The sequence below is a fragment of the Sphingomonas sp. KC8 genome, from assembly GCF_002151445.1.
Taxonomy (GTDB): domain Bacteria; phylum Pseudomonadota; class Alphaproteobacteria; order Sphingomonadales; family Sphingomonadaceae; genus Sphingomonas_E.
Genome location: NZ_CP016306.1, coordinates 3,661,783 through 3,685,789 on the forward strand (window position 1 = coordinate 3,661,783; position 24,007 = coordinate 3,685,789).

25 protein-coding genes are annotated in these 24,007 nt (G+C 65.9%); 19 read left to right on the forward strand and 6 right to left on the reverse strand.

Annotated features, from left to right (window positions below; translation table 11 throughout):
- The first annotated feature begins 7 nt into the window (after positions 1 to 7).
- The 19 genes from KC8_RS17450 (at position 8) to KC8_RS17540 (ending at position 17,538) form a co-directional block, all read left to right on the forward strand.
- Entirely contained in the window at positions 8 to 286 is a 279-nt protein-coding gene (locus KC8_RS17450) for a phage fiber-tail adaptor protein (RefSeq protein ID WP_010125949.1), read from the forward strand.
- A complete protein-coding gene (locus KC8_RS17455; protein ID WP_010125950.1) occupies positions 286 to 822 on the forward strand; it encodes a head-tail connector protein in 537 nt (178 codons plus the stop codon). The genes KC8_RS17450 and KC8_RS17455 overlap by 1 nt, the downstream gene beginning before the upstream one ends.
- The gene (locus KC8_RS17460; protein WP_010125951.1) at positions 819 to 1,151 is read left to right on the forward strand and encodes a phage head closure protein; all 333 of its coding nucleotides are present in this window, start codon (positions 819 to 821) and stop codon (positions 1,149 to 1,151) included. Before KC8_RS17455 ends, KC8_RS17460 begins: the two co-directional genes overlap by 4 nt.
- Complete coding sequence (locus KC8_RS17465; RefSeq protein WP_010125953.1) at positions 1,148 to 1,357, forward strand: hypothetical protein; 210 nt, start codon at positions 1,148 to 1,150, stop codon at positions 1,355 to 1,357. The genes KC8_RS17460 and KC8_RS17465 overlap by 4 nt, the downstream gene beginning before the upstream one ends.
- Positions 1,354 to 1,740: a DUF3168 domain-containing protein gene (locus KC8_RS17470; protein WP_010125954.1), complete on the forward strand. Its 387-nt coding sequence runs from the start codon at positions 1,354 to 1,356 to the stop codon at positions 1,738 to 1,740. The genes KC8_RS17465 and KC8_RS17470 overlap by 4 nt, the downstream gene beginning before the upstream one ends.
- A gap of 47 nt (positions 1,741 to 1,787) precedes the next feature.
- Positions 1,788 to 2,195, forward strand: coding sequence for a phage major tail protein, TP901-1 family (locus tag KC8_RS17475; RefSeq protein ID WP_010125955.1), 408 nt, complete (start codon positions 1,788 to 1,790; stop codon positions 2,193 to 2,195).
- Positions 2,192 to 2,494, forward strand: coding sequence for a gene transfer agent family protein (locus KC8_RS17480; protein WP_010125956.1), 303 nt, complete (start codon positions 2,192 to 2,194; stop codon positions 2,492 to 2,494). Before KC8_RS17475 ends, KC8_RS17480 begins: the two co-directional genes overlap by 4 nt.
- A complete protein-coding gene (locus tag KC8_RS17485) occupies positions 2,494 to 2,691 on the forward strand; it encodes a phage tail assembly chaperone (RefSeq protein WP_010125957.1) in 198 nt (65 codons plus the stop codon). The genes KC8_RS17480 and KC8_RS17485 overlap by 1 nt, the downstream gene beginning before the upstream one ends.
- The gene (locus tag KC8_RS17490) at positions 2,684 to 3,283 is read left to right on the forward strand and encodes a hypothetical protein (RefSeq protein WP_010125959.1); all 600 of its coding nucleotides are present in this window, start codon (positions 2,684 to 2,686) and stop codon (positions 3,281 to 3,283) included. Before KC8_RS17485 ends, KC8_RS17490 begins: the two co-directional genes overlap by 8 nt.
- Positions 3,284 to 3,294: 11 nt before the next feature.
- Positions 3,295 to 5,616, forward strand: a complete 2,322-nt coding sequence (locus tag KC8_RS17495; RefSeq protein WP_010125960.1) for a DUF2460 domain-containing protein — start codon at positions 3,295 to 3,297, stop codon at positions 5,614 to 5,616.
- A 2-nt stretch (positions 5,617 to 5,618) separates the two neighbouring features.
- Positions 5,619 to 6,434 carry a DUF2163 domain-containing protein gene (locus KC8_RS17500; RefSeq protein WP_010125961.1) on the forward strand — a complete coding sequence of 272 codons (816 nt, stop codon included), beginning with the start codon at positions 5,619 to 5,621 and terminating at the stop codon, positions 6,432 to 6,434.
- The gene (locus tag KC8_RS17505; RefSeq protein WP_010125962.1) at positions 6,431 to 6,814 is read left to right on the forward strand and encodes a hypothetical protein; all 384 of its coding nucleotides are present in this window, start codon (positions 6,431 to 6,433) and stop codon (positions 6,812 to 6,814) included. The genes KC8_RS17500 and KC8_RS17505 overlap by 4 nt, the downstream gene beginning before the upstream one ends.
- Before the next feature lie 10 nt (positions 6,815 to 6,824).
- The gene (locus tag KC8_RS17510; protein ID WP_010125964.1) at positions 6,825 to 9,008 is read left to right on the forward strand and encodes a GTA baseplate fiber-binding domain-containing protein; all 2,184 of its coding nucleotides are present in this window, start codon (positions 6,825 to 6,827) and stop codon (positions 9,006 to 9,008) included.
- Positions 9,009 to 9,022: 14 nt separating this feature from the next.
- Positions 9,023 to 9,523 (forward strand): DUF2793 domain-containing protein, encoded by a 501-nt coding sequence (locus tag KC8_RS17515; RefSeq protein ID WP_010125965.1) that lies wholly within the window; start codon positions 9,023 to 9,025, stop codon positions 9,521 to 9,523.
- A 200-nt stretch (positions 9,524 to 9,723) separates the two neighbouring features.
- Positions 9,724 to 10,824: an OmpA family protein gene (locus tag KC8_RS17520; RefSeq protein ID WP_029624591.1), complete on the forward strand. Its 1,101-nt coding sequence runs from the start codon at positions 9,724 to 9,726 to the stop codon at positions 10,822 to 10,824.
- 192 nt (positions 10,825 to 11,016) lie between these two features.
- Positions 11,017 to 12,585: a peptide chain release factor 3 gene (locus KC8_RS17525; protein ID WP_010125968.1), complete on the forward strand. Its 1,569-nt coding sequence runs from the start codon at positions 11,017 to 11,019 to the stop codon at positions 12,583 to 12,585.
- Between the two features lie 129 nt (positions 12,586 to 12,714).
- Positions 12,715 to 14,241 (forward strand): glycerol-3-phosphate dehydrogenase, encoded by a 1,527-nt coding sequence (glpD, locus tag KC8_RS17530; protein WP_086495623.1) that lies wholly within the window; start codon positions 12,715 to 12,717, stop codon positions 14,239 to 14,241.
- Positions 14,234 to 15,721 (forward strand): glycerol kinase GlpK, encoded by a 1,488-nt coding sequence (glpK, locus tag KC8_RS17535; protein WP_010126623.1) that lies wholly within the window; start codon positions 14,234 to 14,236, stop codon positions 15,719 to 15,721. The genes glpD and glpK overlap by 8 nt, the downstream gene beginning before the upstream one ends.
- 44 nt (positions 15,722 to 15,765) lie before the next feature.
- On the forward strand, positions 15,766 to 17,538 hold the full coding sequence (locus KC8_RS17540; RefSeq protein ID WP_010126624.1) for an ABC-F family ATP-binding cassette domain-containing protein: 1,773 nt from the start codon (positions 15,766 to 15,768) through the stop codon (positions 17,536 to 17,538).
- On the opposite strand, the gene phhA is transcribed toward KC8_RS17540, so the two are convergent.
- The 6 genes from phhA to secD all read right to left on the reverse strand — a co-directional run bounded on the left by phhA (position 17,535) and on the right by secD (position 24,004).
- Positions 17,535 to 18,398 carry a phenylalanine 4-monooxygenase gene (phhA, locus tag KC8_RS17545; RefSeq protein ID WP_010126625.1) on the reverse strand — a complete coding sequence of 288 codons (864 nt, stop codon included), beginning with the start codon at positions 18,396 to 18,398 and terminating at the stop codon, positions 17,535 to 17,537. The genes KC8_RS17540 and phhA overlap by 4 nt on opposite strands.
- Positions 18,399 to 18,457: 59 nt before the next feature.
- Positions 18,458 to 20,119, reverse strand: coding sequence for a DNA repair protein RecN (recN, locus tag KC8_RS17550; RefSeq protein WP_010126626.1), 1,662 nt, complete (start codon positions 20,117 to 20,119; stop codon positions 18,458 to 18,460).
- Between the two features lie 77 nt (positions 20,120 to 20,196).
- The gene (locus tag KC8_RS17555) at positions 20,197 to 20,970 is read right to left on the reverse strand and encodes an outer membrane protein assembly factor BamD (RefSeq protein WP_010126627.1); all 774 of its coding nucleotides are present in this window, start codon (positions 20,968 to 20,970) and stop codon (positions 20,197 to 20,199) included.
- Between the two features lie 66 nt (positions 20,971 to 21,036).
- Positions 21,037 to 21,405: an MTH938/NDUFAF3 family protein gene (locus KC8_RS17560; protein WP_010126628.1), complete on the reverse strand. Its 369-nt coding sequence runs from the start codon at positions 21,403 to 21,405 to the stop codon at positions 21,037 to 21,039.
- An 8-nt stretch (positions 21,406 to 21,413) separates the two neighbouring features.
- A complete protein-coding gene (gene secF, locus KC8_RS17565) occupies positions 21,414 to 22,391 on the reverse strand; it encodes a protein translocase subunit SecF (protein ID WP_010126629.1) in 978 nt (325 codons plus the stop codon).
- Between the two features lie 14 nt (positions 22,392 to 22,405).
- Entirely contained in the window at positions 22,406 to 24,004 is a 1,599-nt protein-coding gene (secD, locus tag KC8_RS17570) for a protein translocase subunit SecD (protein WP_010126630.1), read from the reverse strand.
- Positions 24,005 to 24,007 lie beyond the last annotated feature (3 nt).

Genomic DNA, 24,007 nt, shown 5'->3' on the forward strand with positions numbered 1-24,007 from the left:
CCATCCCATGACCATTCATCTGAAGGACCCGGACGCGACCGTCGATTATCTGATCGACTGGGGCGCCCGGCTGGACGGCCGCGCCGTGACGGAAAGCGACTGGGCGGTGGCCCCTGCCGAACCCGGCGGGCTGGTGATCGCCGACGATGCGATCGATGGCGCGCGGACGCGGGCGCGGCTTTCGGGCGGGGTGCCGGGGCATGTGTATCGGGCGACCTGCCAGGTCGTGCTGTCCGACGGCGGGATCGACGAACGATCGCTCGCGCTGCGCGTGGAGCAACGCTGATGATCGCGCTGGATGCAGCACCGCTGACGGCGGTGGGGATCGCCGAGGCCCGCGCCTGGCTGCGGATCGACGGCGAGGAGGAGGATGGCCTTTTGGCCGGGTTGATCCGCAGCGCCAGCGCACTGTGCGAACAGTTTATCGGCCAGGCGCTGCTGGTGCGGCTGGTGAGCGAGACGCTGCCCGGTTCGGGCGGGTGGCAGCGGCTGGGCCAGCGCCCGGTGCGCAGCATCGCCGGGATCGACGGGTTGCCGGCGGAAGGGGCGGCGTTCGCGCTGCCGGTGGATGCCTATGCCATCGATATCGATGCGGATGGCGACGGCTGGGTGCGGATCGACCGGGCGGGTATCGCGGGGCGGGTGATCGTGACCTATGAAGCGGGGATGGCGGCCGACTGGAACGCCGTGCCCGAACCGTTGCGGCAGGGCATCTTGCGGCTGGTGGCGCACCTTTACACGCATCGCGACGGGCCGGACGATGGTGGCCCGCCAGCGGCGGTGGCAGCCCTGTGGCGGCCCTATCGGCGGATGCGGCTGTGAGTGGCGCCAAGGAACTGGCCGGGCGGTTGCGCCAGCGGATCGGGATCGAACGGCGGACGGCGGCGCGCGATGCGCTGGGCGGGGCTGTTGGCGACTGGGTTACGGTGGCGACGCTTTGGGCGGCGATCGAGCCGGTGGGCGTGGGCGCGCTGATCGATGGCGAAGCGATCCGCGCGCGGCCGCGCTGGCGGGTGACGGTGCGCCATGGCGCCGATGTGGCGGTCGATGATCGCATCCGCTGGCGCGGGGGCGTGATCCGGGTGCGCGGTGTGACCGCCGATCCGGCCACACCCGATCGCATCCTTGTTGTGGGCGAGGAGGAAGCATGATGCGGCGCATGAAGGAGGCGGCCGATAAGCGCGTGGCGCTGCTGATCGACGGGCTGCGCGAGGCGATCGAAGCCGATCTGCCGGCGGGTGTGCAGGCCGAGGCGGTGGAGGATGGCGATGCGCTGCCCGGCCGCGGGCTGGCGCGGGCACTGGCGTTTGACGGGCGGCTGCGCGGCTTTGGGACGCGGATCGGGAGGCGGGCATGAGCGCGATGGCGTTGCAGGCGGCGCTGGTGGCGGCGATCACCGCACGGCCGGGGCTGGGGGATGCCGTGAGCGGGATTTTCGATGGCCCGCCGGCGCGCGCGGCCTTTCCCTATGTCGCGATCGGTGGCTGGGCGAGCAGCGACTGGAGCCACAAGACCGCCCGTGGGCGCGAACATCGGCTGGCGATTTCGATCTGGGACGATGGTGGCAGCCCGGCCCGGTTGCACGGCCTGATGGCCGAGGCCGAGGCCGCAATCGACGGGATCGATGTGGTGGCCGAGGCCGAACTGGTGAGCCTGATCTTCCTGCGATCCCGCGTGATCCGCGATGCGGCCGGACCGTGGGCGGGGATCATCGAATATCGGGCGCGGCTGATCGGCTGATCGGCTGATCGGCTGGCGATGGCGGATATTTTCCAAAGGAGAAGCAAATGGCGGCGGAAAAGGGCAGCGCGTTCCTGCTGAAGATCGGCAATGGGGCGGCGACGCCGGCCTTTGCAACGGTGGCTGGGCTGCGCACGACGCAGATGTCGATCAATGGCGAAGCGGTGACGATCACGTCCAAGGACTCGGGCGGATGGCGCGAATTGCTGTCGGGTGCGGGCGTACGATCGGTATCGGTGGCGGGCAGTGGCGTGTTCACCGGATCGTCCGCCGAGGCGCGGTTGAAGGCCAATGCGCTGGCCGGCCTGATCGACGATTATCGGCTGAGTTTCGAAGGTGGCGAACAGATGCAGGGGCGGTTCCTGCTGACCCGGCTGGATTATAGCGGCGATTTCAATGGCGAGCGCACCTACACGCTGGCGCTGGAAAGTTCCGGCGCGGTGGTGTCGTTGTGAACCCGGCGCGCGGCGAGGCCGCGCTTGCGATCCATGGCCACACTGTAACGCTGCGGCCGAGTTTTGCCGCTTTGGTGGCGGCTGAAGGCGAAATCGGGCCGCTGTTCGCGATGGTCGAACGCGCGGCCGATGGCCGGCTGGCGCTGGCCGAGATGGTGGCCCTGTTCTGGCATTGCGCGATCGATCGGCCCGAAGGCGTGGAGCGCGACGGCTTTGGCGAAGCGGTGCTGGCGGGCGGGCTGGTGCAGGCGACCCCGGCGCTGAAAGCCCTGATCGGCCAGATATTGCAGGGGCGGTGATGCCGTTCGCCGAGAGCGCGGCGCGGCTGGCGGGGTTGGCGGGCGCGCTGCTGGGCTGGCGGCCGGACGATTTCTGGCGGGCGACGCCCGCTGAACTGGCGGCGGTCTTCGATGCGCTGGCGGGGCACGGGGCCGATGGGCCTGCCGCTGGCCCCGTCGAACTGGCGCGGCTGAAGGAGATGTTTCCCGATGGATGAGGAAATCGAACGGTTGGTGGTGAGCGTGCGCGCCGACACCAGCGGGCTGGCGCGCGACGTGGCGGATATGCGCGGCCAATTGGAAGGGACGCTGGGCGCGGGTGCGGACCGTGCCGGGGAAATGATCGAAAATGCGCTGGGCCGGGCCGTGCGCACCGGCAAGCTGGGGTTCGATGATCTGCGCCGCGTCGCGCTGGCGGTGATGGCCGAAATCGCGACGGCGGCAATGCAGGCGGGAATGAACGCGCTGGGCGGCGGTGGCGGAAATAACGGCGCCGGTGGCGGCGGCGGCATGGCCGGGCTGATCCAGGCCGGGGTGCAGGTATTGAGCGCGATGGGCCTGCCGGGCCGCGCGACCGGGGGACCTGTCAGCCCCGGCGCCGCCTATATGGTGGGGGAACGCGGCCCCGAATTGTTCGTGCCGACAGCCAGCGGGCGGATCGAGCCGCTGGCGAACGGCGGCGGCGGGCGCGACGTGCGCGTCGCGATCAGCATCAATGCGCCGGGTGGCGGCGAACCGCAGGCGCTGGCGCGATCGGGCAGGCAGGTGGCGCGGGCAGTGCGTGCCGCACTCGAAGCAGCGCAAGGCTGAAGGGGGCGGGCATGGGTTGGCGACTGGCGACACGCGGCGACGCGCTGGAGACGGGTTTCATCAAGCGGTTCGACCCGCGTTTCTGGACGGTGAATTTTCCCCGACCGATGATGGCGGCAGTGACGACACCCGCGCCGAATATGTTGCGGGTGGATGCGGCCTTTCATCGGCGCAGCGATCTGGCCGGGCTGATCTGGGCGAGTGAGGATGGCGATGACCATCCGCTGCTGGCGTATGAAACGGCGCGCGATTTTCGCGAATGCACGTTGCGGTTTCGCTGGCGATCCAGCGGGGTGCTGCCGCTGGATGCGATCAACGGCCCGGTGCTGACGATCGACGGGCGTGACGCGAACGGCCATCCGCGCGCCTGGTATGTGCGGCTGTGGAATTATGCCGAGGGTGATCCTGACGACGCGGTTGTCACGCTGGATTTCGCCGCCATGGCGGGCGGATTTACGCTGCCGGGCGAGGCGGACCCGCTGTGGGCGGGCGATATCGACCGGATGTTCATCTCGCTGGTGGCGCCGGGGTTCGACGAGACGGATGCGCCGTTGCCGGCGCCGGTGGAGGGGTGGGTTGAACTGTCCGACATCGCCTGCGACGGGCCGGGATCGGTGCTGGCGATCGGCGACGGGATCGTGCCGGCGCATGGGATGCGGATCGCGACCGGCTATGACGATCTCTATCACCTCGCCCCGGCGCGGATGCTGCGCAATATATTGCAGCTCGGCTATCGCGGGACGATCAACCATTATGTGGGGATGAGCCATTTTCCCCGGCTGCACTGGGATGCGGCGGCGGGGAAATATCTGGCGGGCTTAAGCGGTGGTGCGATCAATGCGCCGTGCGCCGCCTGGCACCGCGATTTCGCAGCGATAGCCAAGGCGCTGGGCTATGCGGTCATCTGGTCGCTATCCTACGAACTGCTCGACCAGCATTGCCCCGAAGACTGGAAACAGCGCGCGGAAAATGGCGATCCGGCGCTGACCGGGTGGTCGCCCCCGTCGACCTTGCTGTCGCCCGCGCAAAGTGATGCGATGGGATATTTGCAGGCGGTGGCGCGGGGCTTTGTCGCGATCGCCAAGGCGGCCGGGCTTCCGGTGCAATTCCAGATCGGCGAACCCTGGTGGTGGGTGATGCCGGCGGACGGGCGGATCTGCCTGTATGATGCGGCGGCGCGCGCGGCATTGGGGGGCAGCCCGGTTTCGATCGCCGATGTGCGCGGGCCGCAGGATGGGCCACGCCGCGCCTTGCTCGATCAGGCGGGCGAGGTGCTGGCGGCGTCCACGCACGCGTTGCGCGATGCGGTGAAGGCGGAAGCGCCGGGGGGCGAGGTGCTGATCCTGGTCTATCTGCCCTCCGTGCTCGATCAGACAGCACCCGATGTGAAGCGGGCCAATGTGCCGCTGGGCTGGGCACGGCCGGCGTTCGATCGGCTGCAACTGGAGGATTATGACTGGGTGACGGCGGGGGCTGACGGGCGGACCGCGCATGGCGTGGCCGAGGCTGGCGCACGGCTCGATTACCCGATTGAGCAGCAACATTATTTTTCGGGTTTCGTGCTGAATGCCGGGGACCGGGCGCAGTGGCGGGCGATCCATGATGCGGCCTTTGCAGCCCAAGCGCGGGGCACGGCGGAAACCTTCGTCTGGGCGCTGCCGCAGGCGATGCGCGACGGTTTCACATTATTTGCGATCGGGGATGAGGAGGGCAGGGTGCAGGCGTTCGATGATATGGATTTTCCGATCGCGATCGGCCGGCGGGCGACGGTGGAACCATGCTTCTCCACCGCGATCGTGACGACGGCCGCCGGGCGCGAACAGCGCAACGCCGACTGGGCGGACGCCCGGCTGCGTTTCGATGCCGGGCCGGGGGTGCGATCGCAGGCGGATGTGGAGGCGCTGATCGGTTTTTTCCGGGCAAGGCATGGCGCGGCGCGCGGCTTTCGGTTCCGCGATCCGCTGGATCATAGCAGCTGGAGGATGACGGGCGCGCCGGGGGCTGGCGATCAGGCGATCGGCACGGGCGACGGCGTGGCGATGCGCTTCGCGCTGGTGAAGATGTACGGCGATCAGATGCGACGGATCACCCGGCCGGTGGCGGGCAGCGTGCGCGTGGCCGTGGATGGGGTGGAACGAACGAGCGGCTGGGCGCTGGCCGACGGCGGAATGATCGCGTTCGATGTGGCGCCGCCTGTGGCCGCGCGGGTGACGGCGGGGTTCCTGTTCGATGTGCCGGTGCGCTTTGCCGAGGATCGGCTGGAGACGGGGCTGGCCACCTTTGCGGCGGGTGAAGTGGCGTCGGTGCCGCTGGTTGAAATCCGGGAGGGCTGAGCATGGCCGACTGGCTGGACCCCGAACTCACCACGATCGCCTTGTGCTGGCGGCTGGACCGGCGCGATGGCGTGGCGCTGGGCTTCACCGCGCATGACCGCGATCTGGCGATTGGCGGGCTGATCTATCGCGCCGCGCCGGGGATGCTGCCATCGTCGATCAGCCTGTCCGACGGGTTCGAGGTGGATACGCTGGATATCAGCGGCGCGCTTTCGAACGACGCGATCCGGGGCGAGGATCTGGCCGAAGGGCGGTGGGATGGCGCGCGGGTGCGGCTGTTCGCGGTCGACTGGACCAACCCGGCAGGTGAAGCGCTGCTGCTGGCGCGGGGCGAACTGGGCGATGTCGCGGTCCGCGATGGCCAGTTCACGGCCGAACTGCGCGGGCCGACCGCGCTGCTCGAACAACCGGTGGTGGAACATACTTCGCCCGAATGCCGCGCGGAGCTGGGCGACCGGCGCTGCCGGGTGGATATGGCGGGGCGGCGGCGGTGGGCGCCGGTGCAGGAGGTTGCAGATGCGGTAACGCTGCGGGTGGCCGGTGGCGGAGGGGCTAACGCCTATGGCTATGGCCGGCTGCGCTGGATCGACGGGCCGAATGCGGGACTGACCAGCCAGATATTGGCGTCGACCGGCGACTGGCTGACCCTGCGCGAGGCCCCGCCCGGCGCGATGGCGCCAAGTATATTGGTCGAAATCAGCGAGGGGTGCGACAAGAGTCTCGCCACCTGCGCCGGGCGTTTTGCCAATGCCGCCAATTTCCGGGGCGAACCCTATCTGCCCGGCAACGACATATTGACCCGCTATCCCGGCGCATGAGCGAGGCGATCATGGCGCGTGCGCGGGCGTGCCTGGGCGCGCGGTTCCGCCCGCAGGGGCGCAGCGTGGCCGATGGCATGGATTGCATCGGCCTTGCCGGCATCGCCCTGGGGATCAGCGAATTGCCGCGCGATTATGTGCTGCGCAGCACGGGAGCCAAACGGGTGCGCGCCTTTGCCGAGGCGGCGGGGCTGCGGCTTATCGCGGCCGATACGGCCAAAGCGGGCGATGTGCTGATGGCCGAAACCGGGCCGGGGCTGATCCATCTGCTGGTGCTGACCGGCACCGGCTTCATCCATGCCGATGCCGGGCTGCGGCGGGTCGTCGAAACGCCGGGGCGGCCGCCATGGCCGGTGCTGGCGGCGTGGCGCCAAGATTGAGGAGTGACGCATGGCGACGCTGGTGCTGACGACGATCGGATCGGTGATTGGCGGGCCGGTGGGCGGGGCGATCGGGGCTGCGATCGGCCAGCAGATCGACCAGAGGCTGTTCGCGCCCAAGCGGCAGGGGCCGCGGCTGGGTGAACTTGCCGTCCAGACATCGAATTACGGGCAGGCGATCCCCCGGCTGTTCGGCCGGATGCGGGTGGCCGGTACGGTGATCTGGGCAACCGACCTGCGCGAGGATCGCCACCGTTCGGGCGGGGGCAAGGGCCGGCCGAAGATGACGACCTACAGCTATTCGGCGAGCTTTGCCGTGGCGCTGTCGGCACGGCCGATCCGCGCGGTGCATCGCATCTGGGCGGACGGCAAGCTGCTGCGCGGGGCGGCCGGCGACTGGAAGAGCGAGACGGGGTTCCGGCTGCATCCGGGCGGAGAGGGACAGGCACCCGATCCACTGATCGCATCGGCCGAGGGGATCGGCCAGACACCGGCGCATCGCGGCATCGCTTATGCCGTGTTCGAGGATTTTCAGCTGGCCGATTATGGCAACCACATCCCTTCGCTCACCTTCGAGGTGGAAGCCGATGCTGGCCCGGTGAGCGTTGCGGGGATCGCCGATGCGTTGAGCGCCGGTGCGGTTGGCGGGACGACGGCTGCGGTGCTCGACGGGTTTGCGGCGAGCGGCGACAGCGTGCGCGGCGCAATCGAGACAATGGCGCATGCGATCCCCGTCGCGGTGCGCGACGATGGCACAAGGCTGCTGCTGGAAGATGTGCCGCCCGCCCCGATTGCGATCGCAGTGGCGGAAACGGGCGCGCGTGCCGATGGCAAGCGGATCGACCGGATCGTGATCGATCGCACAGCGGCCGGCGGGCTGCCCGATGAAGTGGCGGTGGCCTATTATGAACCGGGCCGCGATTATCAGGCCGGCCTGCAGCGTGCGCGGCGGGGTGGCCCGGGCCGGCGGGTGGAGCGGATCGAACTGCCGGCGGCACTGGCGGCGGGCGCTGCCAAGGCGGTGGCCGAACACCGGCTGGCCGATGCCTGGGCTGCGCGGGCGAGCGGCACGATTTCGCTGCCATGGCGGCGCGCGGCCTTGCGCCCCGGCCAGATGGTGCAGGTGGATGGGATGGTGCCGCCGATGCGCATCAGCCGCTGGACGCTCGATCGGATGGCGCTGGAACTCAAGCTTGCCGGGGTGGCCGCGGCCGGTGTCGGGGCGGTGGCGGCGCCCGGCGGCGGGGTGCTGGAACCGGATTTCCCGCATGGGCCGACCCGGCTGGCGTTGCTGGATCTGCCGCCGCTCGATTCGATCGCGGCGACCAGCCCGCATATCTGGATCGCGGCGGCGGGGCCGTCGCCAGCGTGGCGGCGTGCGGCGCTGAGCTACAGCATGGATGATGGAACAAGCTGGCAGGATGTTGGGCCGACGGCCGCGCCGGCGGTGATGGGCGTGGCCGAAACCGCGCTGTCACCGGGCAGTGCGGTGCTGATCGATCGCGATGCGGTGGTGGATGTCGCGTTGCTCCATGACGGGATGGTGCTGATCGGCCGGGACGATGCAGCGCTTGCCAATGGCGCGAACCTGGCGATGATCGGCGACGAACTGATCCAGTTTGGCGGGTGCCTGCCACTGGGCGGCGGCCGCTATCGCCTGTCGCAATTGTGGCGGGGGCGGCGAGGGACCGAAGCGGCGGCGAACGGCCATGCGGCGGGCGAGCCGTTCGTGCTGATCGAGGCGGCGAGCCTGCTGCCGATCGAGTTGCCGGCCGGTGCGGTCGGCGGGCAGATCAGGGTGGTTGGCAGTGGCGTGGGCGATGGTGCGGCGGTGATGGCCGAAGCGGTGATCGGCGCGCGCGCGCTGCGGCCACCGTCGCCCGTCCATCTGCGTGTCGATCGTCGCCCCAATGGGGATCTGGCGATCGGCTGGACCCGACGGAGCCGGACGGGCTGGCCATGGATCGATGGCGGCGATGCCCCGCTGGGCGAAGAAGCCGAACGCTATCGGTTGACGCTGACGCCGTCGATGGGAACCCCGCGCATGATCGATCTCGACACGCCCGGCTATCTGTATGCCGCTGTCGATCGGGCGGCTGATGGCGCGATGGCGGCGTCGGCGATCTCCATTGCCGTCAGCCAGCTTGGCGCGGCTGGCCTGTCAGCGCCGGCATCGGCCAGCTTCGCAATCTGAAAAGGAGATGATCCATGGCGGATATGACCGCACGTTTTGCACTGCCCTTCATCCACCCCGGCCAGGCGCAAAAGGAAATGGCCCATAATGAAGCGCTGGCCCGAATTGACGCGGTGCTGCACCCCGTGGTGGAGGCGATGGACATCGCCACACCGCCAGCGGCGCCCGCGACCGGCGCAAGCTGGATCGTGGCGCCGGCGGCAACGGACGCGTGGGCGGGCCATGATGGTGATATCGCGATCCGCACGGAGGGCGGCTGGCGGTTCATCACGCCGGCGGCCGGAATAATGGCCTGGCTTGTTCCGGCGGGCACATGGGTGTGGCATGATGGCGACGCGTGGCAGGCGGCGCCATTGCCCACCCTTGGCATCATGGTGGCCGGGTTGCAGGTGGTTGGCGAGCGCGGCAGCGCAATCGCGCCGCCATCGGGCGGCGGCACCATCGATGCGCAATCCCGTGTCGCGATCCAGGCCATTATTGCGGCGCTCGCAAGCCATGGCCTGATCCAGACATGAAACTTTTTTCACCCGTAATGAAACTCACCCCGCCAAGAGGAGTTTAAGGCCGCGTCTGTAACCAATGTCGCAGCGAAGCATTTTAGCTTGTTCCGTGAGACATTTCCGCAACAGATGCCGAATATGCCCGCTTGCGCGGATTGTCCGGTTTGGTTAGGTAGCAGTGCTTCCGCGAGGAACTGCTTTGAAAGGGGATTAATATGCGTAAGCTCGCCATTATGGCCGCGCTCGCAACCACCGCGCTGGCGACGCCTGCCATGGCGCGTGATGGTGCCTGGTATGTCGGCGTCGAAGGCGGCGGCATGATCGTCGAAGACCTGAAGTTTGACATTGGCACTGCGGCTGACGCGCTGACCTCTGATCAGAAGACCGGCTATGACGTCGATGGTATCATCGGCTATGACTTCGGCGTTTTCCGCGCTGAAGGTGAAATCGGCTACAAGCGTTCCGAAGTCGGTTCGCATCAGACGTCGATCGCTTTGGGCGGCCTGCCTTCCGGCACGTATGACAGCAAGTATTCGGGCAATGCGTCCGTGCTCAGCTTCATGCTCAACGGCTTGCTCGACTTCGGTGACGATGATGGCCTGCAGGGCTTCGTCGGCGGCGGTGTCGGTATCGCCCGCGTCAAGATCAGCGACTATCGCCTCCTCGGCGGTGCGACGCTCATCGACGACAGCGATTCCAAGTTCGCTTGGCAGGTTCTCGCGGGCGTTCGCGCTCCGGTCACCAGCTCGATCGATCTGGGCCTGAAGTATCGCTACTTCAACGTGGACGACGTGAAGCTCGTTGCCGCCAGCGGCGCCGATGCGAAGACGAAGTTCCGTTCGCACAGCCTGCTCGCCAGCCTGATCTTCAACTTCGGCGAACCAGCGGCTCCGCCGCCCCCGCCCCCGCCCCCGCCGCCGCCGCCGCCGCCGCCGGAGCCTGCTCCGCCGCCGCCGCCGCCGGTTGCTGTCCCGGGTCCGTTCATCGTGTTCTTCGACTGGGATAAGTCGCTGATCACGCCGGAAGCCGCCAGCATTCTGGACAACGCCGCTGCTGCTTATGCACAGGGCGGTTCGGCTTCGGTCATGCTTGCCGGCCACGCCGACAAGTCGGGTTCGGACCAGTATAACGTTGGCCTGTCGCAGCGTCGCGCTGACGCCACCCGCGCCTATCTGGCCGGCAAGGGCGTGCCCGAAACCGCGATGTCGACCGAAGCGTTCGGCGAAAGCCGCCCGCTGGTCGAAACCGCCGATGGTGTCCGCGAGCCGCAGAACCGGCGCGTGGAAATCACCTTCGGTCCGGGTTCGGGTCAGTAAGGTCGAAGATCGCTTCTTCGGAAGTGATCGACGCAAAGATTGGGGAGCCGGCCTTCGGGGCGGCTCCCTTTTCTTTTGTTTACGGTTCGTCCGGTGTGGCCGGCCGCGCCCCACATTCCCGACCGAGATTCGCCTTACGGCGCGCAGCCTGCTAACGGGCCGCGATTGACGAACCTCCAGGCTTCCCAAATTATGAACGATCGACCCACCGGACGGCCCGACCGGCGCACCTTCGCGATTATTTCGCACCCTGACGCGGGTAAGACGACGCTGACGGAAAAGCTGCTGATCGCGGGCGGTGCGATCCATCTTGCCGGTGAGGTCAAAGCCCGCGGGGCGACGCGGCGCGCGCGATCGGACTGGATGAAAATCGAACAGCAGCGTGGCATTTCCGTCACCAGTTCGGTGATGACCTTCGAATTTGAAGGTCTGACCTTCAATTTGCTCGATACACCGGGGCACGAGGATTTTTCCGAAGATACCTATCGCACGCTGACGGCTGTCGACAGCGCGGTGATGGTGATCGATGCGGCGCGCGGCATCGAAGCGCAGACGCGCAAGCTGTTCGAGGTCTGCCGGCTGCGTTCGGTGCCGATCATCACCTTTGTCAACAAAGTCGATCGCGAGGGCCGCGACGCTTTCGCCTTGCTTGATGAAATCGCCGATCAGCTGGCGCTCGATGTGTGCCCGATGATCTGGCCGATCGGCATGGGTGGAATGTTCGAAGGGTTGTACGACCTGGTGAATAACCGGCTGCTGCCGGCCGACGGCGGGTCTGTCGTCGTCACCGGACTGGACGATCCCAAGCTCGACGAATTGCTGTCGGCCGACGGCCTGGCGACGCTGCGCGAGGAAGCGGAACTGGCGCAGGCGGGGTACGCCCCGTTCGATCTTGGCGGGTATCGCCATGGCGATCTGACGCCGGTTTATTTTGGTTCGGCGCTGCGCGATTTTGGCGTGCCCGAACTGATCGCGGCGCTGCGTGATCTGGCGCCCAGCCCGCGGCCGCAGCCGGCAGCACCCGAACCGGTAAACCCGGATGATCCCGCCGTGGCAGGATTTATCTTCAAGGTGCAGGCGAACATGAACCCGCAGCATCGCGACCGCGTTGCGTTCATGCGGCTATGTTCGGGGCGCTTTCGCCGGGGCATGAAGCTCAACCAATCGGGCACAGGCAAGGCGATTGCGGTGCATAGCCCGATCCTGTTCTTCGCGCAGAATCGCGAGGTCGCGGACGAAGCCTGGCCGGGCGACATCATCGGTATCCCCAATCATGGCACCTTGCGCGTCGGCGATACGCTGACCGAGATTGCCGGTGCGGCGAATTTTACCGGCCTGCCCAACTTCGCGCCGGAAATCCTGCGCCGCGTCGCGCTGGGCGATCCGACCAAGACCAAGCAGTTGCGCAAGGCGCTCGATGATCTGTCCGAAGAAGGCGTGATCCAGGTGTTTCACCCCCAGATCGGATCGCAGATGATTGTCGGCGTGGTCGGCCAGCTTCAGCTGGAAGTGCTGATTTCGCGGCTGGAACATGAATATAAGGTCGACGCCAAGCTGGATAATTCGCCCTGGGATACCGCGCGCTGGATCGCAGCGGATACCGAAGCGGAGATCAAGGAGTTCGCCGGCACCCACCGCAACGCCATGGCGAGCGACCGTGACGGCCAGCCGGTGTTCATGGCCAAGGATCAGTGGGAACTGAATTATGTGCAGCAGCGCCATCCTGCGCTGCGCTTTTCCGCCACCAAGGAACGCGCATAATCAAACGGCGCGGGGGATTTGCGCAGGCGCCCCCCGCCAAGATGTTGATCTGCCTATTGGCGGGGAGCGCCAGCCAGACCATGATCGGCCCCAGCGAACGGGCCGAGGAGGGGCTGGTGGCGAACGTCCATGGACATTGATGCGGGCAGGGGGGCAAGGCCGTTCGACCTGCTGATCATCGGCGGCGGGATCAACGGCGTCGGCATCGCGCGTGATGCAGCGGGGCGCGGGCTGAAGGTGCTGCTGGTCGAACAGGACGATTTGGCCAGCCACACATCGTCCGCCAGCACCAAGCTGATCCACGGCGGGCTACGGTATCTGGAATATTATGAATTCCGGCTGGTGCGCGAATCGCTGATCGAGCGCGAGCGGTTGCTGGCGATCGCGCCACACATCATCCACCCGCTGGAATTTGTGCTGCCGTTCCGCAAAGGCGGGCGACCGGCGTGGATGGTGCGGCTGGGGCTGTTTCTCTACGATCATCTGGGCGGGCGCGAGACATTGCCCGGATCGGCTGGCGTGCGGCTGGCGGGAACGGCGCGCGGTGCCGGGCTGCAACCTGATGTGATCAAGGGCTTTACCTATTCGGACTGCCGTGTCGACGACGCGCGCCTCGTCATACTGAACGCCATGGATGCAGCCGCGCGCGGCACGGACATTCGCACGCGAACCCGCCTGACGGCTGGGCGACGCGACGGCGATGCGTGGACCGCGACGCTGGAGGATCGCGTGACGGGGGGCGCCAGTACCGTCCGGGCGCGGCATATCGTCAATGCCGCCGGGCCGTGGGTTGGGAAGATGCTGAACGCCATCGAAGGTGCGTATACCGAGCGACCGCCCCGTCTGGTGAAAGGCAGCCATATCATCGTGCCGCGGATGTTTGCGGGCGAGCACGCCTTCATCCTTCAAAATCCCGATGGACGGATCGTCTTTGCGATTCCGTACGAGCGCGACTTTACCCTGGTTGGCACCACCGATGTCGCTGTGGATGGTGATGCGGCGCTGGCGCCGATCACTGATGAGGAGGTGGCTTATCTGTGCGACAGCGTGAACCGCTGGTTCGCAAAGGCGATCAGACCGGCCGACGTGGTGTGGCGTTATTGGGGGGTGCGGTCGCTTTATGATGACGGATCGGACAGCGCGTCCGCCGTCACCCGCGATTATGTGATGAAGCTGGGGACCAACGAGGATGCGCCGCAACTATTGTCGATCTTTGGCGGCAAGCTGACCACCTATCGCAAGCTGGCCGAACATGCGCTCGAGAAGCTGGCCCCGTTCGTGACGATGAAGCGTGGTGCCTGGACCGATCAGGAGCCGTTGCCGGGGGGCGATATACCGGGCGCAGACTTTGCGGCGTTCCTGGCGTCGGTTCGCCGGCGCTGGCCGTTCCTGCCGGAGATGACGGCCGAGCGGATGGCGCGGGCCTATGGCACGCGGGTCGCGCGCATCATCGGGGATGCCGGGTCGCTTGCCGATCTGGGCGAAGATGTTGGTGGAGGATTGTCCGAACGCGAAGTCGCGTATCTGGTGGCTGAGGAATTTGCCCGCACGGCGGAAGATATCCTGTGGCGGCGATCCAAGCTTGGCCTTCATGTGCCCCCCGACACCGCCCAACGGCTGACTGCGCGCCTTGCCCGAGAGATTGCCCATGCCTGAACCGCACAACATCCTGGCCATTGATCAGGGAACAACGTCGACGCGCAGCATCATCTTCGATGCCCAGGCGCGGGTGCTGGCGACGGCGCAGGCGGAGTTCGCGCAGCATTATCCGCAGGATGGCTGGGTGGAGCATGACGCGGAGGATATCTGGCGCGATACGCTGGCGACCGCGCGCGAAGCGATTGCCAAGGCCGCGCTGAATGCTTCCGATATCGCGGCGATCGGCATCACCAACCAGCGCGAAACGACTGTGCTGTGGGACCGCGCGACAGGCACGCCGCTTCACAAGGCGATCGTATGGCAGGACCGGCGGACGGCGGACCATTGCGCGGCGCTGAAGGCTGCGGGACATGAGGCGCTGGTGCGGGCGAGGACGGGATTGCTGATCGACCCGTATTTTTCCGCGACCAAATTGGGCTGGCTGCTCGATCATGTGCCGGGCGCGCGGGCGCGGGCGGAACGCGGCGAGCTGGCGTTCGGGACGATCGACAGCTTCCTTCTGTGGCGGATGACCGGCGGGCGGGTCCACGCGACGGACGCGACCAATGCCAGCCGGACGATGCTGTTCGATATCCATCGGCAAATATGGTGCGAAGAATTGCTCGATCTCTTCGGCATCCCGACATCGCTGCTGCCCGAGGTGCGCGATAGCAGCGGGCTGTTCGGGCTGTGCGATCCCGATCTGTTCGGCGCGGCGATCCCCATTGCGGGGATTGCGGGGGATCAGCAGGCCGCGCTTGTCGGGCAGGCCTGTTTCGGGGCGGGAATGGCCAAGGCGACCTATGGCACGGGCTGTTTCATGCTGCTCAATACCGGCGAACAGGCGGTGGCATCGGACAAGCGGCTGCTCACCACCACCGCGTATCGGCTGGAGGGCAAGGTGGCCTATGCGGTCGAAGGATCGATCTTCGTGGCCGGCGCCGCGATCAAATGGCTGCGCGACGGCCTCGGCCTGATCACCCATGCTTCGCAGACCGATGATCTGGCCACGCGGGTGGCGGATAATGGCGGTGTGTACATGGTGCCGGCGTTTGTGGGCCTTGGTGCGCCGCATTGGGATGCCCATGCGCGCGGATTGATATGTGGGCTGACCCTGAACAGTTCGGCGGCCCATGTGGCGCGCGCGGCACTGGAATCGATCGGCTACCAGACAGCCGATCTTGTCACCGCGATGATGGAGGATGGTGCAGCCCAGCCCAGCGCGCTGAGGGTGGATGGCGGTATGTCCGCCAATGACTGGTTGTGCCAGTTTCTGGCCGATATCCTCGAAATCCCGGTCGAGCGACCAGCGAATCTGGAAACGACCGCGCTGGGGGCTGCTTTTCTGGCAGGGATGGGTGTGGGGCTGTGGGACGGGCCAGTGGGTGTTGCCGCACTCACCCGCAGAGCCGATCGGTTCGAGCCGGCGGGCGATCAGGAAAACCGCGCGGCTTTGCTCGCCGGATGGCGCAAGGCGCTGGAACGTGCGCTTGCCTGACGGGGAGGTTTACCCGGTAGCACATCCTCCCTATGTCGCAGGCCATGTCCGCACCCGTCCTCGCTTATGAAAATCTCGGCCTTGTCCAGGGATCCGGCTGGCTGTTCCGCCAGCTCGACATCTATATCCAGCCGCGTGACCGGCTTGCGCTGATCGGCCGCAATGGCGCCGGCAAGACGACGCTGCTGAAGCTGCTCGGTGGCATCATCGACGCGGATGAGGGCAGGCGTACGGTGGTGCCCGGCACCAAGGTGATCCTGCTGGAACAGGAACCGTCGATGGCGGGCTATGCCACGCTGCGCGACTATGCTTTGAACGGCAATGCGGCGGCCGAGCATGTGGTGGAATCGATCGCCGACCAGATCGGCATCGATCTGTCGCGCGACGCCAGTACGGCATCGGGTGGTGAACGCCGCCGCGCCGCTATTGCCCGTGCGCTCGCGCAGGAGCCGGACGTGCTGCTGCTCGACGAGCCAACCAACCACCTCGATATCGCCGCGATCGACTGGCTGGAACAATGGCTCGGCCGCTTCAACGGCGCGTTTGTCGCGATCAGCCACGATCGTACCTTCCTGACCCGGCTGACCAAGCAGACCTTGTGGCTCGATCGCGGCGCGATCCGCCGGGCCGAGATCGGCTTTGGCGGGTTCGAGGCGTGGACCGAGAAGGTTTACGAGGATGAGGCACGCAACGCCCAGCGGCTGGACGCGCGGCTGAAGATCGAGGAGCATTGGCTCCAGCGCGGCGTGACGGGCCGCCGGCGGCGCAATCAGGGGCGGCTGGCGCAACTGAAGGAAATGCGGGCCCAGCGCGCCGCGATGATGGGGCCGCAGGGTGCTGCCAACCTCAGCATCGCGACCGACGATGTGAAAACCAAGACGGTGATCGACGCCGAACATGTCACCAAACGCTTTGGCGAACGGGTGGTGATCGACGATTTCACGTTCCGTATCACGCGGCGCGACCGCATCGGCGTGGTCGGTGCCAATGGTGCGGGCAAGACGACCCTGCTCAAGCTGCTGACCGGTGAAATCGCGCCCGACAGTGGCCGGGTGAAACTCGCCAAGACGCTGGATGGCGTGATCATCGACCAGCAGCGCAGCCTGATGGCCCCCGACAAACGCGTGCGCGACGTGCTGGCAGACGGCGGTGACTGGGTGACGGTGCTTGAGGAAAAAAAGCACATTCACGGCTATCTGAAGGAGTTTCTGTTCGATCCGTCGCTGGTTGATGCGCGGGTCGGCACGCTTTCTGGTGGCGAACGGTCGCGTCTGCTGCTTGCCCGCGAATTTGCGCGGCGATCAAACCTGCTGGTGCTTGACGAGCCGACCAACGATCTCGACCTTGAAACGCTCGATCTGCTGCAGGAGGTAATCGCCGACTATGACGGCACCGTCCTGATCGTTAGCCATGATCGCGATTTTCTTGATCGCACCGTGACCGTGACGCTCGGCCTCGATGGTTCAGGCAGGGTCGATATCGTGGCTGGCGGATATGAGGATTGGGAACGCCAGCGCGCGCCCAAGGCGGATGCGAAGAAGGCGGCCGCCAAGCCCGTCGAGCCGGCGCGCGAAAAGGTGCGCACCAAGCTCAGCTACAAGGATCAGCGCGATTTCGATCTGCTGCCGAAGGAAATCGAGAAGATCGAAGCGACGATCGCCCGTGATGAGGCGGAACTCGCCAATCCCGATCTCTATGTGAAGAATCCGGCGCGGTTCGCGGCCTTGACCAAGGCGATCGACGACGCCCGCGCGCGCAAGGATGAAGCGGAAATGCGCTGGCTCGAACTGGCGGAAATGGCTGAAACGCTGGGCTAGATCCGGCGTTTTGCCAGCGCATAGGCCTGCGTGCCGCGGGTGATCACCCTGTCATCCGCCAGCACGGTTTCAGGGTCGAGATCGTCCAGCCCCTCCAGTTCCGCGTAGAGCGGGGCGAAGTCCGTTTCGAGCGTGCGGTGGAGCAGTTCCTCGAAGCTCGGGATGACGAAATAGCTCTGTTGATAATCGTCGATCCGGTAGCGCGTGCGCATCACGCGTCTGAGATCGAAACCGATGCGGTTGGGGCTGGGATCATCCAGCGCAAACAGGCTTTCGCCGTGGCTGGACACGATTCCCGATCCGTAGATGCGCAGATCGCCATCCTCGCGTACCAGCCCGAATTCCACCGTGTACCAGTATAACCGCGCCAGCTTGTGCAGCGCGCCAAAATCCAGCGAGCGCAACCCGCCCTGGCCGTACGCCTGCATATAATCGGCGAACACCGGATCGGCGAGCATCGGCACATGGCCGAACACGTCGTGAAAGACGTCGGGTTCCTGCAGATAATCGAGTTGATCGGCCCGGCGGATGAAATTGCCGGCGACGAAGCGGCGATTGGCCAGATGGTCGAAGAACACCGCATCGGGCACCAGCCCCGGCACCGCGACAACCTGCCAGCCGGTCGCTGCCATCAGCCGGTCGGACAATTCCCGAAAATCGGGAATGCCCGGGCGCGACAGGCGAAGCACATCCAATCCCCGCAGCCATGCGCGCGAAGCCCGGCCCGGCAACAATTTTGCCTGACGCTCGAACAGCGTGTCCCACACCGCATGTTCCTGCGCGGTGAAGCGATCCCAGTTCTGATCAATCGTCCAGTCGGCGGCGGCACCCTCCGGCGGGCGATCCAGCGTGATTTCCATGGCGTGAGTGTAGCATGGCGCGAGGAAGCGGGGAATTGGGCGCCGGCAAGGTGTGCGTCTCAGGCCGCTTCCAGCAAGCGCGCAGCTTGCGCCCGTGCTTCGTCGGTGACGGCCGCGCCGCTCAGCATACGGGCAATTTCTTCGCGGCGTTCGTCGGCGTCGAGCACGGTGACGCCGGTGCGGGTGACGATGCCGTCATGGCTTTTGGCGATCAGCCAATGCGCGTCTGCCCGCGCGGCGACTTGCGGGCTGTGGGTGACGACAAGGAGCTGTGCGCGCGCTGACAGGCGGGCCAGCCGTTCGCCTATGGCGCTGGCAACGGCACCACCGACACCGCGATCGATTTCGTCGAAGATCATCGTGCAGGCGCCGCCTTCTTCTGCCAGCGCCACCTTGAGCGCAAGGATGAAGCGGCTCAGTTCGCCACCGCTGGCGATCTTGATGAGCGGCGCGAAGGGTGCGCCCGGATTGGTGGAAATTTCAAACTCCACCCGATCCCGGCCGGCTGGCCCCCATTGGGCTTCGGCAAGCGGGGCGACCGTCGTGCGGAAGCGTGCGGCGTCCAGTTTGAGTGGGGCCAGTTCGCTGGCAACCGCGGCGTCCAGCCGCATCGCCGCGGCGGTGCGTGCGACAGTGAGTTCGGCGGTGGCGGCATCATAAGCGGCGCGCGTGGCCGTCACTTCTGCTTCCAGCCGGGCAATCCCCTGGCCGCCGGATTCGATCCGCCCGAGGCGCTCGGTGAGTTCCAAGGCGAGATCGGCAAGGGCGTCAGGTTCAACGCGATGCTTGCGGGCCATGGCGCGCAGTTCGAACAGCCGGGTTTCGGCATCGTCCAGCCGTACCGGATCGAAGGAGAGCGCGTCATGGGCGGCGGCGAGTTTGTCTTCGGCCTCGCTGGCTTCGATGACGGCGCGATCGAGAGCAGCGAGCGCATCGGCCAGCAAGGGATGTTCGGCGGCGATCCGGTCGAGCCGGCGTGCGGCCTGCCGCAATTGCGCGGCGCCGCCGTCCGATCCATCGAGATGGGCGGATACGGCCGAAAGATCCTCGGCCAGCCGCGCGCCTTTCTGCATGTCGGCGCGCGCGGCGGCGAGGGTTGCTTCCTCACCGGCTTCGGCGCCCAGTGCAGTCAGTTCGGCGACGGCATGTTCCAGCCATTCGCGATCGCGTGCGGCGGTTTCCAGCTCGGCGATGGCGCCGGCCAGCCGATCTTCGGCGCTGCGCCATTCGCGGTGCGCGGCGGTAGCGGCGGCGGTGTCGATTCGGCCGAAAACATCCAGCAATGCGCGGTGGCCACGGGGATTGAGCAGGCCGCGATCATCGTGCTGCCCGTGAATTTCGACGAGATGGGGGGCGAGTTCCTTGAGGAACGACGCCGATGCGGCCTGATCATTCACCGTCGCGCGACTGCCGCCATCGGCCTTGATGATGCGGCGGATGACAAGTGGTTCGCCCTGTTCGGCGCTTAGCCCGTTTTCATGGAGAAGTTCGGCCGTGGCATGATCGTTCGGCAAATCAAAGCTGGCGGTGACAACTGCCTGTGCAGCGCCGTTGCGGACGAGGCCGCTATCCGCGCGCATGCCGAGCGCCAGCCCCAGCGCATCGAGCAGGATCGATTTTCCCGCCCCGGTTTCCCCGGTCAACGCACCGAGGCCCGACCTGAAATCAAGGTCGAGCGCTTCGATCAGCACGATATCCCGGATGGAGAGCGCGGTCAGCATCAGGCACTATCTAGCAGATCGCACGCGCCGCTCGACCCCTTTTTGTTCCCTTGTCGCGAATCGCGGCGAGGAAAGGATCAGGCCGGGTGCTTCTGCACGAGGGCATAAGCGCGTTCATACCATTTGGAGCCGGGATAATTGGCACCGAGCACGGCCGCCGCTTTCCTGGCTTCTTCGGGGACGCCGAGTGCGAGATAGGATTCGGTAAGCCGCATCAGGGCTTCGGGAGCATGTGTCGTCGTCTGATATTCGTCGACGACCTTGCGGAAGCGGATCGTGGCGGCCAGCCAGTCGCGGCGGCGCTGGTAGAAACGACCGATTTCCATTTCCTTGCCGCCAAGGTGATCGCGAACGAGATCGATTTTGAGCCGCGCGTCGGCGGCATAAGGCGTGCCCGGATAGCGGCGCACCACTTCGTCGAGCGAATCGAGGGCCTGCTGCGTGATCTTCTGATCGCGCGTGACGTCTTGAATCTGCTCGTAATAATCCACGCCGATCAGATAGAGCGCGTAGGGCGCGTCCTTGTTGCCGGGGTGGATCGACAGGAAACGCTGCGCCGACTGGATCGATTCAGGATACTGCCGGGCGAGATAATAGCTGAATGCGCTCATCAACTGGGCACGGCGCGCCCAGGTGGAATATGGGTGCTGGCGTTCGACTTCATCGAAGAGCGCCGCGGCAATCTTGTACTGGCCCTTGTCCAGCCGTTCCTTGGCCGCGTTGTAGAGCGTATCCACATCGCGTGCGACATATTTGGTGTCGGCCTTCTTGCCCGATGTCGCGCAACCGGCGAGGGGGGCGATCAGGGCGGCGGCGAGCGCGATGGCGATCGGACGGGCAAGCTTATGCATAAGTGGGGGTCTTAACGCAGCCCAGCCGGCCCGCCAAGCGGGAAGGCGGCGGGCATCGTCTTTCGATCATAACGGCAGCAGTGCAGCGGCAATCCACCGGCCTTCGTGGCGCAGAACGCTCCATGCGCGGGCCGCCGCGCGGCTGTCCATTACTTCCAGCCCAACGCCGCGTGCCTCGATCGCCCGGACGAATGCGACGGGCGGGCGGGCCATCATATTGCCGGTGCCAAGCAGGATGAATTCAGGCGGCGGTTCCATCGCCAACAGATCGGCGACATCGGCCACGGCCAATTCGGTTACGTCCGTCGCAGCCCAGTCGCGGGCGTCATCCGGCGTCAGTTTCAGCCCGCCGGGAACGTAGCGATCCGCGACAAGGAAACCCCGTTCGCGAAAGCCCTTGATGATCGGGCCTTCCGGGGCGTCCTCGCGATTCATGTTCAGGGTCAGGGGACCGCACCCTCATTGTCGCGCTTGGTGACGCGTTCGGCATTGCTGTCGGCGGCCTTGGGCGCAAAGCTCTGCGCGGTGACACCAAGCGAGATCAGCAACGATGACGACACATAGATCGACGAATAGGTGCCGATGAGGATGCCGAGCATCATCGCGGCGGTGAAACCGCGGATTACATCGCCGCCGAAGAGCAGCAATGCGCCGAGTGCGAGCAGCAACGTCAACGACGTCATCACTGTGCGCGGCAGCGTTTCGTTGACCGACAGGTCGACCAGCGCGCGCATGTCCATCTGGCGGTATTTGCGCAGATTTTCACGAATGCGGTCGTCGATGACGATCTTGTCGTTAATCGAATAGCCGACGATCGTGAGGACGGCCGCGACGATGCTGAGATCAAATTCGATCTGGGTGAGCGCGAAGAAACCGAGTGTCATGATGACGTCGTGAATGATCGCGACGGCCGTCGACATGCCGAACTGCCATTCGAAGCGGAACCACGAAAACAGCGCGATGCCGATGATCGACAAGACGACGGCAATCACGCCGGTCTTGATCAATTCGCCGGAAACCTTGCCTGAAACCGTGTCGGTACGGCGGAACTGGACGCCGGGATATTCGGCGGACAGGGCCGTTTGCACTTTCTTGACGACGGCGTTGGTCGCCCCTTCGTCGGTTTCCGAAGGCAGTGGCAGGCGGATGGAAACGACGTTGGAGGCGCCGAATTGCTGGAGCGAGGCTTCGCCCACGCCAAGGCGGTTTACCTCGCCGCGCAACTTGTCCAGCGAAACGGGCTGCTGAAATTCGGTTTCCACCATCAGGCCGCCAACGAAATCGACACCCAGATTGAGGCCGCGCGTGGCGATCAGCGCGATCGACGCGATCGTCAGCAGGATCGTCAGCGAAAACGCGATCCAGCGGGCCTTCACGAACCCGATATTGGTGTTGTCGGGAACAAGCTTGAGCAAACGCATATGTGCGGTCCCCGTTAAATCGTGATCGTCTGCGGGCGCGCGCTACGCAAGTAACGCGAAACCATCAGGCGGGTGACGGTGACGGCGGTGAACACCGACGTGACGATGCCGATCAGCAGCACCACGGCGAAGCCCTTCACCGGGCCAGTGCCCAGCGAGAACATGATCACGGCAGCGATGCCATTGGTGACGTTGGCGTCGAAAATCGCGCGGCTGGCTTCCTTATAGCCCATCTCGACCGACTGGATGACGCCGCGGCCGCGCCTTTGTTCTTCGCGGATGCGTTCATTGATCAGCACGTTGGCGTCGACCGCCGCACCGATCGTCAGCACGAAGCCGGCGATGCCGGGCAGGGTAAGCGTGGCCCCCATCAGCGCCATCACGCCAAGGATGATGAGGATGTTCATCACCAGGGCGATGTTGGCGTAGAAGCCGAAGCGGCCATAAGTGACGAGCATGAACACGATCACCGCGACCGTCGCGATGATCGCCGCGAGGGTGCCGGAGCGGATCGAATCGGCGCCGAGATCAGGGCCGACGGTGCGTTCTTCAACCACCTTCAGTGCGACCGGCAGCTTGCCGGACTTCAGCGAGATGGCGAGTTCGTTGGCCGTCTGAACCGTGAAATTACCGGAAATCTGCGCCTGGCCGCCCAGAATCGGCTCGTTGATATTGGGCGCGCTCAGCACCTTGCCATCCAGGATCATGGCGAACGGCTTGTTGACGTTCTCAGTCGTCACGCGGGCGAATTTCTTGCCGCCGGATGCGTTGAACCGAATGCTGGTGACGGGCCGGCCCTGCTGGTCGAACGACTGGCTGGCGTCGGTCAGTTCGTCACCGCTGACCATGAGACGGCGATAGACCGCGATTGCGGGAACGCCGCTGGGGCTATCGGGGTACGGCAGGATCTGGCTGCCGGCCGGCGCCCGGCCAGCGGCGAGATCAGCCGCCGTTACAGTCTGGTCGACCAGCTTGAATTCGAGCTTGGCGGTCTTGCCGAGCAGTGATTTCAGCGCTTCGGGATCCTGCAGGCCCGGCACCTGGACGACGATGCGATCGGCGCCCTGACGAATGATCGTCGGTTCGCGCGTGCCCATTTCGTCGATGCGACGGCGCACGACTTCCGTTGCGACCTCCATCGCCGAATCAACGGCGCTTTTCAGGCCTGATTCGGTGGGGGTGAGCACGACGCGGCTCGAATCGACCACCTGCACGTTCCAGTCGCGCTGGCCGGTCATGCCGGCGGGCTGGGTCAGCGTGCGGATACGTTCGACCGCGGTATCGAGCTTTGTCGTATCGCGAACGAAGAAAGACAGGCTGCCGCCCGCGGTGGAAATATCCCCGATCTCGATCCTGGGATCGCCACGCCGCATTTCGGTGCGGACATTTTCTTCCATCAACGCCAGCCGCTGCTTGGCGACGTCGGTGGTGTCGGCTTCAAGCAGGATGTGGCTGCCGCCGGCCAGATCGAGGCCGAGATTGATCCGGGGAAGCCCGGTTATGCCGAGCCGCGCCGAAGTGGCTTCAGGGATCAGGCTGGGGATCGCCAGCAACATGCCGACGACCACCGTGACGATGATCGACCAGACTTTCCAGCGCGGGAAATCGAGCATATT

What these genes read in the sequence shown, in the direction of transcription:
- KC8_RS17450 (WP_010125949.1), top strand. Translation starts at nt 8, where the DNA reads ATGACCATTCATCTGAAGGACCCGGACGCGACCGTCGATTATCTGATC.
- KC8_RS17455 (WP_010125950.1), top strand. Translation starts at nt 286, where the DNA reads ATGATCGCGCTGGATGCAGCACCGCTGACGGCGGTGGGGATCGCCGAG.
- KC8_RS17465 (WP_010125953.1), top strand. Translation starts at nt 1,148, where the DNA reads ATGATGCGGCGCATGAAGGAGGCGGCCGATAAGCGCGTGGCGCTGCTG.
- KC8_RS17470 (WP_010125954.1), top strand. Translation starts at nt 1,354, where the DNA reads ATGAGCGCGATGGCGTTGCAGGCGGCGCTGGTGGCGGCGATCACCGCA.
- KC8_RS17475 (WP_010125955.1), top strand. Translation starts at nt 1,788, where the DNA reads ATGGCGGCGGAAAAGGGCAGCGCGTTCCTGCTGAAGATCGGCAATGGG.
- KC8_RS17485 (WP_010125957.1), top strand. Translation starts at nt 2,494, where the DNA reads ATGCCGTTCGCCGAGAGCGCGGCGCGGCTGGCGGGGTTGGCGGGCGCG.
- KC8_RS17490 (WP_010125959.1), top strand. Translation starts at nt 2,684, where the DNA reads ATGGATGAGGAAATCGAACGGTTGGTGGTGAGCGTGCGCGCCGACACC.
- KC8_RS17495 (WP_010125960.1), top strand. Translation starts at nt 3,295, where the DNA reads ATGGGTTGGCGACTGGCGACACGCGGCGACGCGCTGGAGACGGGTTTC.
- KC8_RS17500 (WP_010125961.1), top strand. Translation starts at nt 5,619, where the DNA reads ATGGCCGACTGGCTGGACCCCGAACTCACCACGATCGCCTTGTGCTGG.
- KC8_RS17505 (WP_010125962.1), top strand. Translation starts at nt 6,431, where the DNA reads ATGAGCGAGGCGATCATGGCGCGTGCGCGGGCGTGCCTGGGCGCGCGG.
- KC8_RS17510 (WP_010125964.1), top strand. Translation starts at nt 6,825, where the DNA reads ATGGCGACGCTGGTGCTGACGACGATCGGATCGGTGATTGGCGGGCCG.
- KC8_RS17515 (WP_010125965.1), top strand. Translation starts at nt 9,023, where the DNA reads ATGGCGGATATGACCGCACGTTTTGCACTGCCCTTCATCCACCCCGGC.
- KC8_RS17520 (WP_029624591.1), top strand. Translation starts at nt 9,724, where the DNA reads ATGCGTAAGCTCGCCATTATGGCCGCGCTCGCAACCACCGCGCTGGCG.
- KC8_RS17525 (WP_010125968.1), top strand. Translation starts at nt 11,017, where the DNA reads ATGAACGATCGACCCACCGGACGGCCCGACCGGCGCACCTTCGCGATT.
- glpD (WP_086495623.1), top strand. Translation starts at nt 12,715, where the DNA reads ATGGACATTGATGCGGGCAGGGGGGCAAGGCCGTTCGACCTGCTGATC.
- glpK (WP_010126623.1), top strand. Translation starts at nt 14,234, where the DNA reads ATGCCTGAACCGCACAACATCCTGGCCATTGATCAGGGAACAACGTCG.
- KC8_RS17540 (WP_010126624.1), top strand. Translation starts at nt 15,766, where the DNA reads ATGTCCGCACCCGTCCTCGCTTATGAAAATCTCGGCCTTGTCCAGGGA.
- phhA (WP_010126625.1), bottom strand. Translation starts at nt 18,398, where the DNA reads ATGGAAATCACGCTGGATCGCCCGCCGGAGGGTGCCGCCGCCGACTGG.
- recN (WP_010126626.1), bottom strand. Translation starts at nt 20,119, where the DNA reads ATGCTGACCGCGCTCTCCATCCGGGATATCGTGCTGATCGAAGCGCTC.
- KC8_RS17555 (WP_010126627.1), bottom strand. Translation starts at nt 20,970, where the DNA reads ATGCATAAGCTTGCCCGTCCGATCGCCATCGCGCTCGCCGCCGCCCTG.
- KC8_RS17560 (WP_010126628.1), bottom strand. Translation starts at nt 21,405, where the DNA reads ATGAATCGCGAGGACGCCCCGGAAGGCCCGATCATCAAGGGCTTTCGC.
- secF (WP_010126629.1), bottom strand. Translation starts at nt 22,391, where the DNA reads ATGCGTTTGCTCAAGCTTGTTCCCGACAACACCAATATCGGGTTCGTG.
- secD (WP_010126630.1), bottom strand. Translation starts at nt 24,004, where the DNA reads ATGCTCGATTTCCCGCGCTGGAAAGTCTGGTCGATCATCGTCACGGTG.